Annotated in this window: 14 protein-coding genes and 1 pseudogene; 11 read left to right on the forward strand and 4 right to left on the reverse strand. The window is 66.0% G+C overall.

The window, feature by feature from the left end:
• Window positions 1-55 precede the first annotated feature (55 nt).
• From BTO32_RS06005 to BTO32_RS18280, 10 genes and pseudogenes are all read left to right on the forward strand, one after another.
• Window positions 56-1,120 (forward strand): TRAP transporter substrate-binding protein, encoded by a 1,065-nt coding sequence (locus BTO32_RS06005; protein ID WP_076723675.1) that lies wholly within the window; start codon window positions 56-58, stop codon window positions 1,118-1,120.
• A 58-nt stretch (window positions 1,121-1,178) separates the two neighbouring features.
• The gene (locus BTO32_RS06010) at window positions 1,179-1,772 is read left to right on the forward strand and encodes a TRAP transporter small permease subunit (protein WP_076723678.1); all 594 of its coding nucleotides are present in this window, start codon (window positions 1,179-1,181) and stop codon (window positions 1,770-1,772) included.
• The gene (locus BTO32_RS06015) at window positions 1,772-3,055 is read left to right on the forward strand and encodes a TRAP transporter large permease (RefSeq protein ID WP_076723680.1); all 1,284 of its coding nucleotides are present in this window, start codon (window positions 1,772-1,774) and stop codon (window positions 3,053-3,055) included. The genes BTO32_RS06010 and BTO32_RS06015 overlap by 1 nt, the downstream gene beginning before the upstream one ends.
• A gap of 71 nt (window positions 3,056-3,126) precedes the next feature.
• Complete coding sequence (locus tag BTO32_RS06020; protein ID WP_076723683.1) at window positions 3,127-3,807, forward strand: DUF2848 domain-containing protein; 681 nt, start codon at window positions 3,127-3,129, stop codon at window positions 3,805-3,807.
• The gene (locus tag BTO32_RS06025) at window positions 3,804-5,192 is read left to right on the forward strand and encodes an amidase (RefSeq protein ID WP_076723686.1); all 1,389 of its coding nucleotides are present in this window, start codon (window positions 3,804-3,806) and stop codon (window positions 5,190-5,192) included. The genes BTO32_RS06020 and BTO32_RS06025 overlap by 4 nt, the downstream gene beginning before the upstream one ends.
• Before the next feature lie 164 nt (window positions 5,193-5,356).
• Window positions 5,357-5,518, forward strand: a complete 162-nt coding sequence (locus BTO32_RS17690; protein WP_175618640.1) for a hypothetical protein — start codon at window positions 5,357-5,359, stop codon at window positions 5,516-5,518.
• Between the two features lie 52 nt (window positions 5,519-5,570).
• Window positions 5,571-6,326, forward strand: coding sequence for a 5-oxoprolinase subunit PxpA (locus BTO32_RS06030; protein WP_245820281.1), 756 nt, complete (start codon window positions 5,571-5,573; stop codon window positions 6,324-6,326).
• Window positions 6,327-6,365: 39 nt separating this feature from the next.
• Complete coding sequence (locus BTO32_RS06035) at window positions 6,366-7,187, forward strand: hypothetical protein (RefSeq protein WP_076723688.1); 822 nt, start codon at window positions 6,366-6,368, stop codon at window positions 7,185-7,187.
• Window positions 7,188-7,214: 27 nt separating this feature from the next.
• Window positions 7,215-7,427 carry a hypothetical protein gene (locus BTO32_RS18275; protein ID WP_139339027.1) on the forward strand — a complete coding sequence of 71 codons (213 nt, stop codon included), beginning with the start codon at window positions 7,215-7,217 and terminating at the stop codon, window positions 7,425-7,427.
• Between the two features lie 7 nt (window positions 7,428-7,434).
• Window positions 7,435-7,763: pseudogene (locus BTO32_RS18280) on the forward strand (carboxyltransferase domain-containing protein).
• A 91-nt stretch (window positions 7,764-7,854) separates the two neighbouring features.
• Here BTO32_RS18280 and BTO32_RS17695 read toward each other — a convergent pair.
• From BTO32_RS17695 to BTO32_RS06070, 3 genes are read right to left on the reverse strand one after another with little or no spacing between them, the layout of a single operon-like run.
• On the reverse strand, window positions 7,855-8,769 hold the full coding sequence (locus BTO32_RS17695) for a transposase (protein ID WP_139339028.1): 915 nt from the start codon (window positions 8,767-8,769) through the stop codon (window positions 7,855-7,857).
• A 17-nt stretch (window positions 8,770-8,786) separates the two neighbouring features.
• A complete protein-coding gene (locus tag BTO32_RS06065; RefSeq protein WP_175618641.1) occupies window positions 8,787-9,725 on the reverse strand; it encodes an alpha/beta hydrolase in 939 nt (312 codons plus the stop codon).
• A gap of 17 nt (window positions 9,726-9,742) precedes the next feature.
• Complete coding sequence (locus BTO32_RS06070) at window positions 9,743-11,881, reverse strand: TonB-dependent siderophore receptor (RefSeq protein WP_217697002.1); 2,139 nt, start codon at window positions 11,879-11,881, stop codon at window positions 9,743-9,745.
• Window positions 11,882-12,028: 147 nt separating this feature from the next.
• Here BTO32_RS06070 and BTO32_RS06075 point away from each other — a divergent pair, with 147 nt between their 5' ends.
• Window positions 12,029-13,030, forward strand: coding sequence for a helix-turn-helix transcriptional regulator (locus BTO32_RS06075; protein WP_076723702.1), 1,002 nt, complete (start codon window positions 12,029-12,031; stop codon window positions 13,028-13,030).
• On the opposite strand, the gene BTO32_RS06080 is transcribed toward BTO32_RS06075, so the two are convergent.
• Window positions 13,022-15,163, reverse strand: a complete 2,142-nt coding sequence (locus BTO32_RS06080; RefSeq protein ID WP_076723705.1) for a TonB-dependent siderophore receptor — start codon at window positions 15,161-15,163, stop codon at window positions 13,022-13,024. The two genes, BTO32_RS06075 and BTO32_RS06080, sit on opposite strands and share 9 nt — an antisense overlap.
• Between the last annotated feature and the right edge of the window lie 37 nt (window positions 15,164-15,200).

Genomic DNA, 15,200 nt, shown 5'->3' on the forward strand with positions numbered 1-15,200 from the left:
TACCGGTCAATAACGACCCGAACACGACCCAGGAACCACCGAGAGGACGCTCACAATGACGACAAAAACCACCCTTGCTTCCGTGCTGGCGGCGAGCCTGATGGCCGCGGTGCTCCCAGCTGCCGCCGAGAACCTGGACGCCATCAGCCTGTCCTACGTGGGCAGCTGGAGCAGTCTGTCCCTGTATAAGAACTTCGAGAAGCCGTTCTGGGAAACCCATATCCCTGAAGCCTCCGACGGCAAGATCTCCACCACCGTGACCACCTTTGACCAGATGGGCCTGGGCGGCGGGGAAGTCTATCGGCTGATGGCCAAGAACGTCATTGAGGTGACCTCCACTGTGGCCGACTACGCGGTTGAGGACGCGCCCGAGCTGGAAGGCCTGGACATGCCCATGATGGCCCCGGACGTGGACACCGCCCGTAAAGTCGCCAACGCCTACAAGCCGGTGCTGGCGGACGTGTTCAAGCAGCGCTTCAACGGTGCCCACCTGCTGGCGGTGGTGCCGTACCCCTCCCAGATGGTGTTCTGCAACAAGCCGATCAGCGGCCTGGCCGACCTGGCCGGGAAGAAAGTCCGCGCCAGCGGCCGTACCACCGCCGAGTTCCTTGAGGCGCTCGGCGCCGAGGGCATCACCCTGAACTTCAGTGAAGTGCCGGGCGCCCTCCAGCGCGGCGTTATCGATTGCGCGGTCACCGGCTCGCTGTCCGGTTACAGCTCTGGCTGGCACGAGGTGTCCACCCATCTGTACCCGCTACCGGTGGGCGGCTGGGACTACGTGATCACCGCCATGAACGACAAGAAGTGGGACAGCCTGTCCGCCGACACCAAGGCGTGGCTGACCCGTCAGATCGAGACCAATTACGAAGATCCCGTCTGGGCCTCCGCCGTGGATGAAACCAAGGAAGGCATCGCCTGCCTGACCGGCAACGGCGAGTGCTCCCGTGGCAAGCCGGGCAACATGACCCTGGTGAAAGCCACCGACGAGGACTTCAAGAACGTCCACAAATACCTGGTGGACGACGTGCTGCCGGCTTGGGCCCAGCGGGTGGACCAGACCTGGGTGGATCGCTGGAACGAGACCATCGGTAAGGTCACCGGCCTGACCGCATCCAAATAACCGGAAGATCCACCGAAGCTGACTGGGCCGCCCTGCGCGGTTCGGCCAGGAGGCGAACATGCTGCAACAAGTGAACCGCGTGCTGGATCGGCTGCTGGTCGGCGTTGACCGGGGCTCGCTCTGGCTCGCCCGCGCCGGCGGTGTGATGATCCTGCTGACCGTGGTGCTGGTTACTCTGGAAGTGCTGTCCCGGCAGTTCCTGGGCCGCTCCGGCCTGCATTCCACCGAGTTGACCGGCTATGTGATGGCGATCAGCTCGAGCTGGGCGTTCGCCTACACCCTGGTGCGCAAGGCGCACATCCGAATTGATGCGCTCTACCTGAATTTACCCGGCGCCACCCGCGTGGTGCTGGACCTGCTGGCGCTGCTGGCGCAGGCCCTGTTCTGCGTGCTGGTGGTGGGTGCCGCCCTGGAGGTGGCCGAGGCCGCCTACAGCGCCGATGCCCACGCCAATACCCCGCTGGCCACGCCCCTATGGATTCCCCAGAGCCTCTGGGTGCTGGGCCTGCTGTGGTTCAGCATTGCCGTGGTGCTGATGACGGTCCGGGTGCTCACCGGCCTGCTGAGCTGGCGCCTGGACGAGGTTCAGGCCGTCGCAGGCAGCCTCACCCTGGACGAGCAGATCCGCGAAGAAAGCAAGGACACCGACTGATGATACTCACCGCGCTTGCCGTACTGCTGGTTCTGCTGCTGCTGAGTGTGCCGGTGGCGGCCACTCTGATGGTGCTGGCCCTGTTCCTGGATCAGTTTTTCTCGCCGTTCCCGCTGATCAACGCCATGGGGGACGTGCTCTGGTCCGCCTCGGACAGCTTCCTTCTGGTCGCGATTCCACTGTTCATCCTGCTGGGGGAAATCCTGGTACGCACCGGCATTGCTCGGGGCACCTACCGGTCCCTGGAGAGCTGGCTGTCCTGGCTGCCCGGCGGTCTGCTGCACGCCAACATCGCCACCGCCACCCTGTTCTCCGCCACCTCCGGCTCCAGCGTGGCCACCGCCGCCACCATCGGCACCGTGGCCATTCCCCAGGGCAAGGACCTGGGTTACAACCCGCGGCTGTTCACCGGCTCCATCGCCGCCGGCGGCACCCTGGGCATCATGATTCCGCCGTCCATCAACCTGATTGTGTACGGCTTTCTGACGGAAACGTCCATTCCCCAGCTGTTCGTCGCCGGCCTGCTGCCGGGGCTGCTGCTGGCGGGCCTGTTCGTACTGGGCAGCGCCCTGCTGTGCCTGTGGAAGCCCTCCCTGGGCGGCCCGAGCACCCATCACAGCTGGCGTGATCGGATTGTCGGGCTGAAAAACCTGGTGCCGGTGCTGACCCTGTTCGGCATTGTGGTCGGCTCCATCTACGCCGGCTGGGCCACGCCCACCGAAGCCGCGTCTCTGGGGGTGATCGGCGCCCTGATCATCGCCCTCGGCATGGGCAAGCTGTCCTGGAGCGTGATCGTCGAGGCCCTCGAGGGCACCATGCGCACCACCGGCATGATCATGCTGATCATCATGGCGTCCTACTTCCTGAACTTCGTGCTGGCGTCCACCGGTATCACCCGGGAGCTCAACCATTTCCTGGCGGAGGCCGGATTTGGACCGTACCTGACGCTGCTACTAATCATCGTCATGTACATCGTACTGGGTTTCTTCATTGAGACCCTGTCGTTGATGGTGATCACCATCCCCATTGTGACGCCCATCATCATCAGCCTGGGCTTCGACCCGGTCTGGTTCGGCATCCTGCTGATCCTGCTGATCGAGATGGCGCTGATCACGCCGCCGGTGGGGCTGAACCTGTACGTGGTGCAGGGCGTCCGCAAGAGCGGACCGTTTAACGACGTGATGATCGGGGCTATGCCCTACGTGGGCATGATGCTGATCATGGCGTTGCTGCTGGTGCTGTTTCCGACCATCGCCCTGTACCTGCCCGGGTTGCTGGGCTAATTAATTGACGCGCCCCGTCGATCGGGCGGGGCGCCCTGTTAACACTGAATAACACTGCCTGGAGACCAACAATGACGCGCTTTACCCTCGATGACACCGGCACCGCCGTAGACGTGACCGTGCGGGAGCTGATTGTGGCCGGCTGGGCCGGCCGGGAGCAGGCCGGCATTGACGAGCACATCGAGGAGCTGCGGGCGCTGGGGGTCAAGCCGCCCTCGTCGACGCCCCTGTTCTACCGCGTCTCGGCGGACCTGCTGACCCAGGCCGGGCGCATCCAGGTGCTGGGCAACGAATCCAGCGGCGAAGTGGAAGTGGTGCTGATTGGTACCGACCAGGGCACGCTGGTGGCCATCGGCTCCGACCACACCGACCGGGAAGCCGAGGCCTGGTCTGTCGCCCACTCCAAGCAGGTCTGCGCCAAGCCGGTGAGCCAGGCGGCTTGGTGGCTGGACGACGTAATCGACCACTGGGACCAGCTCACCTTGGCCTCGGATGCCCTCATCGACGGCCAGGAACAGGCCTACCAGCGGGGTGGCGTGACCGGCCTGCTGCACCCCCGGGATCTGCTGGCCCGGTTTGGCCTGGACGAGCCCCGGCTGGCCCCGGGCGTGGCCATGCTCTGCGGCACCCTGCCGGTGATCAGCGGCCACGTTCGCCCGGCCGAGGCGCTGACCGTGTCCCTGATCGATCCGGTGCGCAACCGGCGCCTCAGTCATCGCTATGAAATTGACACCCTGCCGGTGGTCTCATGAGTGTCCACGATCTGATCCGGGACGTTGCCCGGCGGCCCCTGTCCTCCTTGTTATCGGGTCTGGAATCCGGTCGGTGGCAGGCGGAAGACCTGCTCAGCGCCTGCTATGGTAACGCTGATCGTCACGATGACCGGGGCAACCAGGTCTACACCGCCCGATTCGAGGCCACGGCTCGCGCTGAGGCCGAAGCCGCCGACGGCCTCCGCAAGGCCGGGGTGCCCATGGCGCCGCTGTCCGGCTTGCCGATCAATCTCAAGGCCCTGTTCGATGTGGCCGGGCAGGTGACCCACGCCGGCTCCAAAGGCTGGATGGCGCCCGCGACCTCGGACGCGGTGATCGTCCAGCGCCTGCGCCGGGCGGGCGCGGTGCTCACCGGCCACACCAACATGACCGAGTTCGCCTATTCCGGCCTCGGCCTGAACCCCCATTACGGCACTCCGGACAACCCGCTGGCGCCGGGCCGTATTCCCGGTGGTTCGTCCACCGGCGCGGCGGTGGCGGTGGCCCTGGGCCTATCCGTGGCCGGCATTGGCACCGACACCGGTGGCTCGGTGCGTATTCCGGCGGCCTTAAATGGACTGGTGGGTTTCAAGCCAAGCCAGCGACGGATTCCCCGGGATGGCACCCTGCCGCTGTCCGACAGCCTGGATTCCATTGGGCCCATTGCCCGCACGGTGGATTGTTGCGATCGCCTGGACGCGGTGCTCGCCGGCGAAGAGCGTGCCCTGACGACGGCCCTGCCGCTCCGGGGACGCCGGTTCGCGGTGCCGATCAATCACATGATGAGCGATCTATCGCCGCTGGTGGCCCTGCGCTTCGACGCCAGCCTGCGTCGGCTGCGGGACGCCGGCGCCGTGGTGGAGGAAGTCCGGGTGCCGGTGCTGGATAGCCTTCCGGAACTGCTCGCCGGCGGTGGTTTTACCGCCGCCGAAAGCTACTACGTGCACCGCCAGTGGCTGGCGGACCACGGCGACGATTACGATCCCCGGGTGCGCTCGCGCATCGTCCGGGGCGCGGACATCACCGCCGCCGACTATCTGAATCTGCTGGAGCGTCGCCGGGTGCGGGCGGCAGAGGCCGATCGGTGGCTGGCGTCGTATGATGGTCTGCTGGCGCCGACCGTGGCGGTGGAGCCGCCCACCTTCGCGGAACTGGCCGACGACGACGCCTACACCCGGTTGAATCTGCTGGTGCTGCGCAACCCCACGGTCGCCAACCTGCTGGACCTGTGTGCGATTTCCCTGCCTAACCATGAGCCGGGTGGATTGCCCACGGGGCTGATGCTGGTGGGCCGTAACGGCCACGACCACCGCCTGCTGGCCCTGGCGCGCAGCCTGGAACCGCTGATGGGCGCGGCTGGATCGGCCGCCCCTGGAGACCGCTGATCATGTCTGGCCGTAACCCCGGCACCGCCACCGATTCCCGCTCCGGCGGTGAAGACGGCCGCCGTATCCTGCGGCGGGACCCGAACCTGCACCTGTTGGGCCGGCCCTAGAAAGGCTCCCGTCCGCTGACGCCGGCTGAGGGCGGATGGACCACCGCCGACACCGTGCGCCTAGCCCAGCGTCTGAAGGCGGACGGCCAAGCGGACCTGGTGATCCTGGGCCGCGCCCTGCTGGCGGACCCGGCCTGGCCACTGCAGGCCGCGGCAACGCTGAAGGCCCAGAACATGGCCTGGCCGCCCCAGTATGAGCGGTCCAACATTTTCTGAGGTGCCGGGCCGCACGGGCGGCCGGCGCCGACAACCTATCGGGAGAATCAACATGCCGTCGCTGATGATGAACGCCGACATGGGCGAGAGCTTCGGCCCCTGGGTGATGGGGCTCGACGAGCAGGTGATGCCCTGGATCGACCTGGCCAAAGAGGCCTGTGGCTTCCACGCCTCCGACCCCCACGTGATGCGCCGCACCGTGCGTCTGGCGGTGAAAAAACCAGGTGCGCCTGGGCGCCCATCCCGCCTACCCGGATCTGGTGGGTTTTGGCCGGCGGTCACTGGCCTGCTCGCCTGTGGAGGTGGAAGACCTCATGCTTTACAGATGGGCGCACTGGCGGGCATCTGCGCCGCCGAGGGCACCCGCCTGCACTACGTGAAACCCCGCGGCGCCCTGTACAACGACATGGCCCGGGCCCCGGCGCTGTTCGAGGCGGCGGCCCGGGCGGTGAAAGCGTTTGATCCGTCCCTGCCGTTGATGACCATGGCCGCCCGGGACACCTCCAGGGAGCAGGGCATCGCTGACAAGGTGGGCGTTACTCTCTGGTACGAGGCGTTTGCCGACCGGGCCTACGACAAGGACGGCCGCCTGGTGTCCCGGCGGGAGCTGGGCGCCGTGCACCACGAAGCGAAGATCATCGTCGACCAGGCCGTGCGCATCGCCCGGGGTGACCCCCTCACCGCCAGCGACGGCAGCGATCTGATCCTCAGCGCCCAGGCCCTGTGTGTGCACGGCGACAACGAGGAATTCATTGCCGCCGTGCGGGCCATCCGGGAAGCGCTGCAGGCCCTGGACGCGTCGGCGTGATGCCCTTCAACGGGCCGTCCGACCGGCGTTGAGACCCGCATGCTGAGTGTCCTGGTCACCAAACTGGTGGCCACCGCGCTGGTGGTTATCGGGGTGTCCCTGGCGGTGGGCCGGCTGGGACCGCGCCTCGGGGGAATACTGGCGGGCACGCCCATTATCCTGGGGCCAGGGTATTACTTCATGCTGCAGGAACGGTCCGTGCCGTTTTTGCAGGAGGCGGCGCTGGCCACCCTGCACGCGCTGGTGGCCACGCTGGCGTTCAGCGCCTGCTTTATTGTGGCCACGGGGCGTTTTGGCCTGGCCGCCAGCCTGGTCTTGGCCAGCGCCTGCTGGTTGCCGCTGGCACTGGGCCTGTCCCTGCTGCCGGGCGGCGTGACGGTGGCGCTACTGGTGTATGCCGCCGCGCTGCTGGCGGCCGAAACGATCCGCTGGGCCCTGCGGTTGCGCCAGAGCGTGGTGGTGGCCCGCGCCGGCTGGTTTGATCTGGTTCTGCGGGGCCTGCTGGCGGGCGTGGTGGTGGCGGTGGCCACCACCGTGGCGGCCGGTTCCGGGCCCATGCTGTCCGGTATATTGGTGGGCTTTCCGGTGGGCTTGTTCACCATCGGCTGGACCCTGCACCAGCGCTACGGCGCCGACGTCGCCCGGGCCACGGTGGGCATCGCCCAGAAAGGCATGCTGAGCCTGGTGGCTTTCGCCGGGGTGCTGGCCTGGACGGTGGACTGGCTGCCGCCCATGGCCACGTTTCTGGCGTCCCTGCTGGCGTCGGTTCTGGTCAGCCTGCTGCTGTTCCTAGTGAGCCAGTGGCGCTATCGAAGCGCCGGCGGCCACCTTCCTATTCACCCGCGCGAGCCGGAACCCTGAGTGGCTCGGATCGCCAAGGAGAACGCCATGCCTTCACGGACGCCGTCCCCGAAAACGCCCAGCGCCACCTCCGGCAGCCACTCAGGCATCCCCGCCCATACCCCAGTCCCCCGCATTGAATCCGCCGGCCTGGACGGCTGGATCGTGCGTCTGTTCGACGACATCGACGAAGCCAATCTCGTCTGGCTGTCTGCCCTGAGCGGCCGACAGCGAGATCCACGAGCTGCTCACCTGGTATGACCATAGCGTGGAGCCGGATCTGGCGCGAGTGGCCGCTCACTCCGGACTGTCGGTGCCGGAGGTGATCGAACGCCACAGCGCCGGCTGCTACCGGGTGTTTGCCCTCGGCTTTGCGCCGGGCTTCGCGTCTATGGGCCTGGTGAATCCTGCGCTGGATTACCCCGCCTGGACACGCCCCGTCAGCGGGTACCGGTAGGCAGCGTGGCCCTCGCCGGGCGCCAGACCGCCGCGTACCCGGCCGCCACCCTGGATGGCCAGCCCCTGACGTGTGGCGGCCGGGTCACCTGGAAAGCCGGCCAAGAGAGGCTGTGTAAAAACCGATTTCCTAGCCTCTGAGTGGGAAAGCAAGATGCCTCGGGCAGTGTCCGGGGCATGTTTGCTTTGAGGTGGTTTATAGTTTCAGGCTCCAGAAACCCTGAGAGGAGACTCAGGCCAGTCTCTCCAGCATTCCCTTCACACCCAGCACATTCGTCGCTTTCATCAGGTTATAACTCAGAACACCCAGACTGTACTCGCTACTGGCAGCACTCAGCCTCCAGCAGGTAAACCGCCTTTTGTTTAGCAGTCGTTTGAGCGTGGCGAAGGTCGGCTCAACGGTGGCCATTCGGCGGACCATCCGCTCTGGTGTGGCTGAGTTGTCGGCTCTCTCCAGAGCCTCTTCATCAAAGTGGCGTGTGACACAGCGTCGATCCGCCTTTGTGCACCGGGTTTGTAGCGGACACTGATTGCAGCCCGAACGCGCATACAGAGGCATCCGATCCCTGTTGCTTACGGTCTTGTGGGGCAGTAACTGCCCGGCAGGACAGCGATACGCGTCTTCTTCGGGCAGGTAAGTGAAATCGCGTTTCTGGAAGTATTGGCCGGTTCCCTGATTATTGACGGCCCGATTCGATGGCACGGCCACGTCATACTCACAGGACTGACGGTCGCTGATCTGCCGGCCGTTGGAATAGCCTGCATCGGCAACGATGGTCCCCAAGTCGCCCGCCAACACGTTACGAGCATCTTGTGCGATCGGCTTCAATTGCTGATTATCGCTGCCCGCTTGGGCCAACTCATGGTGGACGATCAGCTGGTGCTTCTCATCAACAGCATGCTGTGGGTTGCCCCTCGAATAAATTGGACACACATTTGGTTGCAGAGAGAGTGACAGGAGGTGTCCATGAGTGAGAAGTCGGTGAAACGTCGGTCGGCAAAGCGTAAGCAGGAAGTGATTTTGAGGCTTCTGCGAGGTGAAGGCCTGGATGCGCTGAGCCGGGAGACAGGACAGCCGGCATCGGTGTTGTCTCGGTGGCGATAGGAGTTCCTTGAAGGCGGTATAGCGGCGTGGATGAAACTCCACACCTCTACTCACCTCACTCACACCCCCCCTGCCATCACCTCCCCGTCATGCAGCCGTGTCAGCGCGGCGCGCATGGCGGGCCAGACCACGGTGCCGTGGTCCTCGCCAGGGAAACAGATGAACTGGACGGATAGCCCGGGTACGTTGCGGCGGAGGTGGTCGGCGGCGGCGCGGGCGTTGTCCACCATGGCGTTGGCTTGGCGGCGCCGGCTTTTTTCCGGGGGTTCGCCGGGCCGGGGGGACTGTTCCTCGCCGCCAACGCCGATCAGCAGCCGTCGCCCTGCGAGGTTCCGGTCCAGCCGGGTAAGACGTTCGAGCAGGTACCCACGGTTCCACCACAGCGACGGGCTGATGGCGATGTAGTCGCGGAAGGCGCTGGGGTGCTCGAGCAGTGTGTACAGGGTGAACAGGCCACCGTAGGAATGGCCGAGCAGGGCGCTGCGCCGGGCGTCGATGGGGAAGCGGTCAGCGATCGCCGGTTTCAGGCGCGCCTCCAGAAACGCCAGGAAACGTTCGGCGCCGCCCTGGGGGCTGTTGTTGGGGTCGCCGGTATCGTCCAAGCGCTGCGCCGGTGGCGTGTAGTCCTCGGCCCGGGCATCGGTGTCGAAGCGGTCGGCTCCGGGGTAGCCGATGGCCACAATCAGCCAGGGGCTGGGCAGGTCCGCCGGGCTGCCGGAAAACAGAGTATCCCGGGCCGCCAGGGTCAGGGCGAAGCGGGCGTTGCCGTCCAGCACATAGAGTACGGGGTAGCCCTCGGCCGGTGGCTGGCGGCGCGGCACCGCCACCTGAATCAGGTAGTCCCGGCCGGTTTCCGGCGAGGCCAGTACGAAGGCCTGGGTACCGGGCAGGGTGGCCGGGGCATCGGTCCGGTTGCCGGTGCCGGCAAGCAGGGCGCCGCTGCCCAGCAGCAGGCACCCGCTCAGGAAGGTCAGACCCAGGGAGCGCAGGTCAGGCACGGGGACCTCCGAAGATATCAGAAGTCATAGCGCAGGCCTGCCACGACACTGGCGGGCGCGCCGTAGAAGTTGAAGGTGGCCGGGGAGCCGATGCGGGCATAGTACTCGCGGTCGAACAGGTTGTTGACGTTGAGGGTGGCGGTCAGGTGTGAGCTGACGTCGTAGCGCACCATGGCGTCTACCACGGCATAGCCCGGGGCCTCGACGCGAATGCCGCTCCGCTCTAGGTAAACGTCGCTCATCGCGGTCACGCCCGCCCCCATGTGCCACTGGTTCCAGGCGCCCGGCAGTTGGTATTGGGTCCACACCATGGCTTGATGCCGGGGCATCATCTGGAACAGGGTTTCCTCGTCGCCGTCCAAGGTCTTGGTGTCCATGTAGGTGTAGCCGGCCAGCAGGTCCCAGCCCGGTTGAAGTTCGCCGCTGACTTCCACTTCGGCACCGTGGATGCGGGTCTTGCCGCTGGCGGCCTTGTATTCGGAAATCGGGTTGCCGTCGTCGTCGAACGGGGTCGCGGCCCGGTTTTCGTCGGTCAGGCGGAACAGGGTCAGGCGGGCGTTGAGGCGCTCACGCAGGTAGCTGCCCTTGACGCCCAGTTCCAGCTGGTTGCCTTGGCGCGGCTTGAGCAGGCCGCCGTCGGCGCCGGTTTCGGTCTGCGGCTTGAACACCTCGGAATAGCTGAGGTACAGGGAGTGGTGCGGATCCAGGTCCTGCACCAGCCCGGCGTAGGGGGTGACGCGACCGGCGATCGACGTGTGGTCGCGGGTGCTGCTGCCGTTGTTCAGGCTGGTCACGTCGCTGTCCAGCTGATACCAGCTCAGTCGGGCTCCGCCGATGAGGGCAAGGCCGCTCCAGGGGCGCAAGGTCAGCTTGGCGTAGGTGCCGAGTTCCCGCTCCCGGGTGTCGCTGTTCTGGCTGGCGGCGATGTCGGGTTCCGGAATGCCGTGGGGGTTGGGGTCGAATACGTTGTTGGTGGCGAACCCCCGGGCGGCGCCAGCGTCGTATTCGGTGTCGTAGCGCTTGGCATCGGCGCCGACCACGAACTCGCTGACTTCGTTCAGGAAGGCGAAGGGGCGACTGTAGCTGGCATCCAGTGCCAGGGCTTCTTCCGAGAAGACGCGGGCGATGGCGGCCATGGAGGTGTCGCCGTTGGCGTCGACGCCGGCGGCGGTGTAGGCGTATTTCAGGTCGGTGTCGCGCCAGGAGCCCCGGGCGGCCAGGCGGCCGTAGCCGCCGTTGTCGAAGCGGTGGGTCAGGTCCAGGAAGACGTCGTCCATGTCGTTCTCGAAACGGTTCCAGTCGGCGCCCATGAAGGTGGACGGACTGACGTCCACCAGCGTGCCGTCCTGATACGCCGGCAGGCCGTTGCCCGGTACCATGTCCTTGGTCTGGTGCAGCCAGCCCAGGCCCAGGGTGGTGGCGTGATCCAGGTCGATGTCCAGGGCCGTGTACAGGGTGCTGTTGCGGTTCTCCTTGACGTCGACGAAGCTGTCCTGCTCGGCGGCGGAGGCCACCACGCGGCCCCGGACGTCGCCGTCGGCGTCCATTGTGCCGCCGAGGTCGGCCTCCAGGTAGCGCAGGTCGTCGCTGCCCAGCCGGCCTTCCAGGTGTCCCTGGAAGGTTTCGGTGGGACGCTTGCGCACCATGTTGATGATGCCGCCCAGTTCGCTGGTGCTGTTGAACAGCCCGGAGGGACCGCGCATGATTTCGATGCGGTCGAAGGCGGCGGTCAGTGGCAGTGTGCCCCAGAGGCTGGAGATCGGTGCCGGCAGGCCGTCGACGTTGTATTCGCTGTATTCATAGCCCCGGGAAAAGATAGAGGAGCGGCCGTCGTCGTTGGCCAGGGTGTGGATGCCCGGGGTGTACTTGGCGGCTTGGTCGAGGGTGACGAACTGGCGGTCCTGCACATAGTCATGGGTCAGTACCGTGATCGACTGCGGAATGTCCCTGAGCGAGGCCGGTGTCTTGGTGCCCACGGTGGCGGCGTCCACGCCGTAGCCGCCGCTCTGTTCCGACGATGGCAGGTCATAGAGGCGGTTGCCTTCCACCGTGATGGCTTCCAGCCGGTGTTCCTCCTGCGCCTGCGCCAGCGATGACGAGGCCACGCCCAGCGCCAGTGCGCAGAGCTTCCATTGAACGCCCTTGCGGTTACGCATCGACAGCTCCTTTTTAGTAATGAGAATCATTGCAATTAAGACGGATGCTGCGCATTATAAGGGGCTGGGCGCGGGCAAGCCTTTGCTCCCTTCGCAAATCCCATTGCAAAAACCGCATCATTCCAGAGTCGGGCAGGGTCCTTCGCGATGTCCTCTCGCCAACCGGCGCAACAGATTGACCAGCAGCAGCTGGTCCACCTCTCCCGGGTATTGACCCGGCACCACGTGTTGCGTGCCCGGGAATGGGACCACCGGTCGCCGCTGTTGCAGGGGCGGATGCGGCTGCATGAGCTGCAGCCGGGCCTGTTCCTGCGCCTGGCCGATGTGCGGGACCTGTATGATCTGACCAGCGAGTCGGAACTCAATCCCGGCCTCAAGATTGCCGTGCTTCTGCGCGGCCGTGCCGAGGTCGCCTTTGGGCACCGGCGGCTGCAGTTGCATGGCGGTGGCAGCCCCTCGGCGGTTATGGTGGCGCTGGACCGGGCGGCGCCGTTCCGGCGTTGGGGCCACCGGTGCGGCTATGAGCGGTCGCTGACGATGACGCTGTCGCCAAGTTGGCTGCAGGACCGGCTGGGGCTGGCCCGGGCCAGCCAAGCCCTGCACAACCGGCATCTGGACCGGGCCTTCTGGCAGCCGTCCCCGTTCATTCTGTCGGCGCTGGAGCAGTTGTTCGACGGCCTTGAGGCGCAACCGACACCGGCTTGGCGGCTGCAGCTGGAGGGACTGGCCTTGGCGCTGCTGGGCGAGGCCCTGGCGTCGATTGGCTCGCCCCTGGCCAGCCGCCATTTGGCGCCGGTGACGCGCCCATCCCGGCTGCAACGGTTGTGGCAACTGGTGGCCAGTGGCGAGGTCGATGCCCTGACCCAGCGGCAGCTGGCGGAACGGCTGGGCATGAGTGTCAGCCAGCTGCAGCGCCGCTTTCACGACGAGGTGGGGGAATCCCTGGGCAGTTACCTGCGACGGCGGCGCCTGGAAAGCGCCCGCCATGCCCTGATGCACGAGGGCATCAGCGTCGAGGAGGCGGCGGCGCGGGCCGGGTACACCAGCGCCGCCAACTTTGCCACTGCCTTCAAGCGGGCGTTCGGCATGACGCCGAGCCACTGTGCCAAGCAGCGGGGCGGGTCGGCCCGCCCCGGCCATTCAGAATGAGTAGGACAGGGACGCCTCCAGAGTCCGCTCCTCGCCGAACCAACAGTTCGCGCTGTCGTAGCAGCTGAAGTAGCGCTCGTCGGTCAGGTTGTTGACCGACAGGCCAAGCTCCGTGCCGTCGAGGGTCGGGGCCAGCCGGCCCAGCGGATAACGCAGGGCGATGTCCAGCAGCGTGACATCCGGCACCGAGCCGTCGTTGGTGCTGGCGTCGTACTCGGATTCGCCGATGTAACGAATCCCGAGGCCCGCGACCAGTCCGTTGAGAGGACCCCCGTAGAACCCGTAATCCGCCCACAGCGACAGCAGCTGTTCGGGCATCCAGACCGGTGTCTTGCCCTTGAGGCCGGCGTTGTCCTTGGTGACTTCCACGTCCTGGAAGGTGTAGCTCAGGGTCATGAGCAGGCTGTCCAGTGGCTGTGCCTGCGCCTCCAGCTCGATCCCCTGAGAGCGGACGGCGCCGGCCTGGATCTGGTCGTACGGGCCGCCGTTGGGGTCGCGGGTCGGCACGTTTTCCTTGGTGATCTGGTAGAAGGCGAGGGTGCCCTGGCTGCGCAGCGGATCGGACTGGAACTTGACCCCCAGTTCCCACTGGTCCCCGGTGGAGGGATCAAACTCCCGGCCGTTGCGGTCGCTGCCGGTCTGCGGCTCGAAGCTTTCGGCGTAGTTGAGGTAGGGTGAGAGGCCGTTGTCGGCCCGGTACATGATGCCCACCCGGGTCGAGACGTTGTCCTGGTCCAGCTTGCTGTCGACCGGGCCGCCGTACTTCTTGCCGGTTTCCTCGCCGGTAAAGTCGTCCCAGCGCACGCCGCCGATGATCACGAACCGGCCCAGTTCGATCTGATCCTGCAGGTACACGCCCAGCTGTTTCTTGCGGATGTTGAAATCGGAGGAGTAGACGGTATCGGTGATGTCGATGGTGTCCCGGCTGATCTGGTGGTAGTCCGGATCAAACAGATCGATGGCCGGGGCGCCGCTGCCGTAGGAGGTGTCCTCGTAGATGACATCCGAATCCAGATCGCTGTAGTCCACGCCCATCAGCAGGTTGTGCCTGGCCCGGCCGATCTGGAAGCGACCGGAGAACTGGTTGTCCACGCTGAAGCCGGTGGTGGCTTCGTCGGTGAGGTACGCCTCCCGGTTCAGGGTTCTGCCGTCGGCCTCCAGGCCGGTGCCGTAGGTGTTGGTCTGGAACAGGCTGGCGTCGGTGTAGCGGACGTTCTGTAGGAAATTCCAGTTGTCGTTGATGTTGTGGTTGATCTTGTAGCCGGCCATCAGGACTTCCTTGTCGAAGTCGTTCCAGCCGGCGTCCCCGGAGAAGGCATCCGGGTCCAGCTTGCCGTTGGGGTTGGGCAGGAACAGGCCGGAGGCGGGCAGGGAGGTGTAGATGCCCCCTTCCGGATCCTTCTGGTAGTACAGGTTGACGTTGATGCGTGTGTCTTCACTCACCTGCCAGTCCACGGACGGCGCGATCATGTGCCGTTCTTCTTCCGAGGTTTCGGCCTGGCCGTCACGGCTTCGGGTCAGCCCCACCAGGCTGTAGGAGAGGTCGGAATCACCCAGCCGGCCCCGGCTTTCGATGTTGGCCTCGGCCAGGTTGCGGGAACCGGTGGCCAGCTCGATCCGATGCTCGCTCTCGGTGGCGGGGCGCTTGCCGATCAGGTTGATCATCCCGCCCGGGGGCATGGAACCGTAGAGCGTTGAGGTCGGCCCGCGGAACACCTCCACCTGCGCCACCGCCAGCAGGTCGATCTGCGGCTGCAGGTTCCAGTCGTTGTACAGCAGGGGCAGGCCGTCGTAGTAGTTCTGGTAGTTGATGAAGCCCCGAATGCTGAACAGATCCAGGCGGCCGACGGCGCCGCCCCGCAGCTCGGTGTTGACGCCGGGGGCATAGCGCAGCGCCGCAGCGACGGAGTCGGCATCCCGCATCTCCAGAGCCTGGCGGTCCAGTACGGTCAGGCTCTGGGGGGTGTCCTCCGGGGCCAGGGCGGTTTTGGTGGCGGTATTGCGGTAGGTGTCGTCGTAGACGGCCAGCTCCTGCAGCTCGATCGGATCGTCGGTGCCGGCCTGGGCGGTTTGACCGAGGGCCGCGCTGATGGCGAGGATCAGCAGCGGTTGCCGGGTGATGTGTCGGTACATGTCGTGGTCCCGTTCTGTGAAGCCAATGGGGGGTATC

The sequence above is a fragment of the Marinobacter lutaoensis genome, from assembly GCF_001981305.1.
Classification (GTDB): domain Bacteria; phylum Pseudomonadota; class Gammaproteobacteria; order Pseudomonadales; family Oleiphilaceae; genus Marinobacter; species Marinobacter lutaoensis.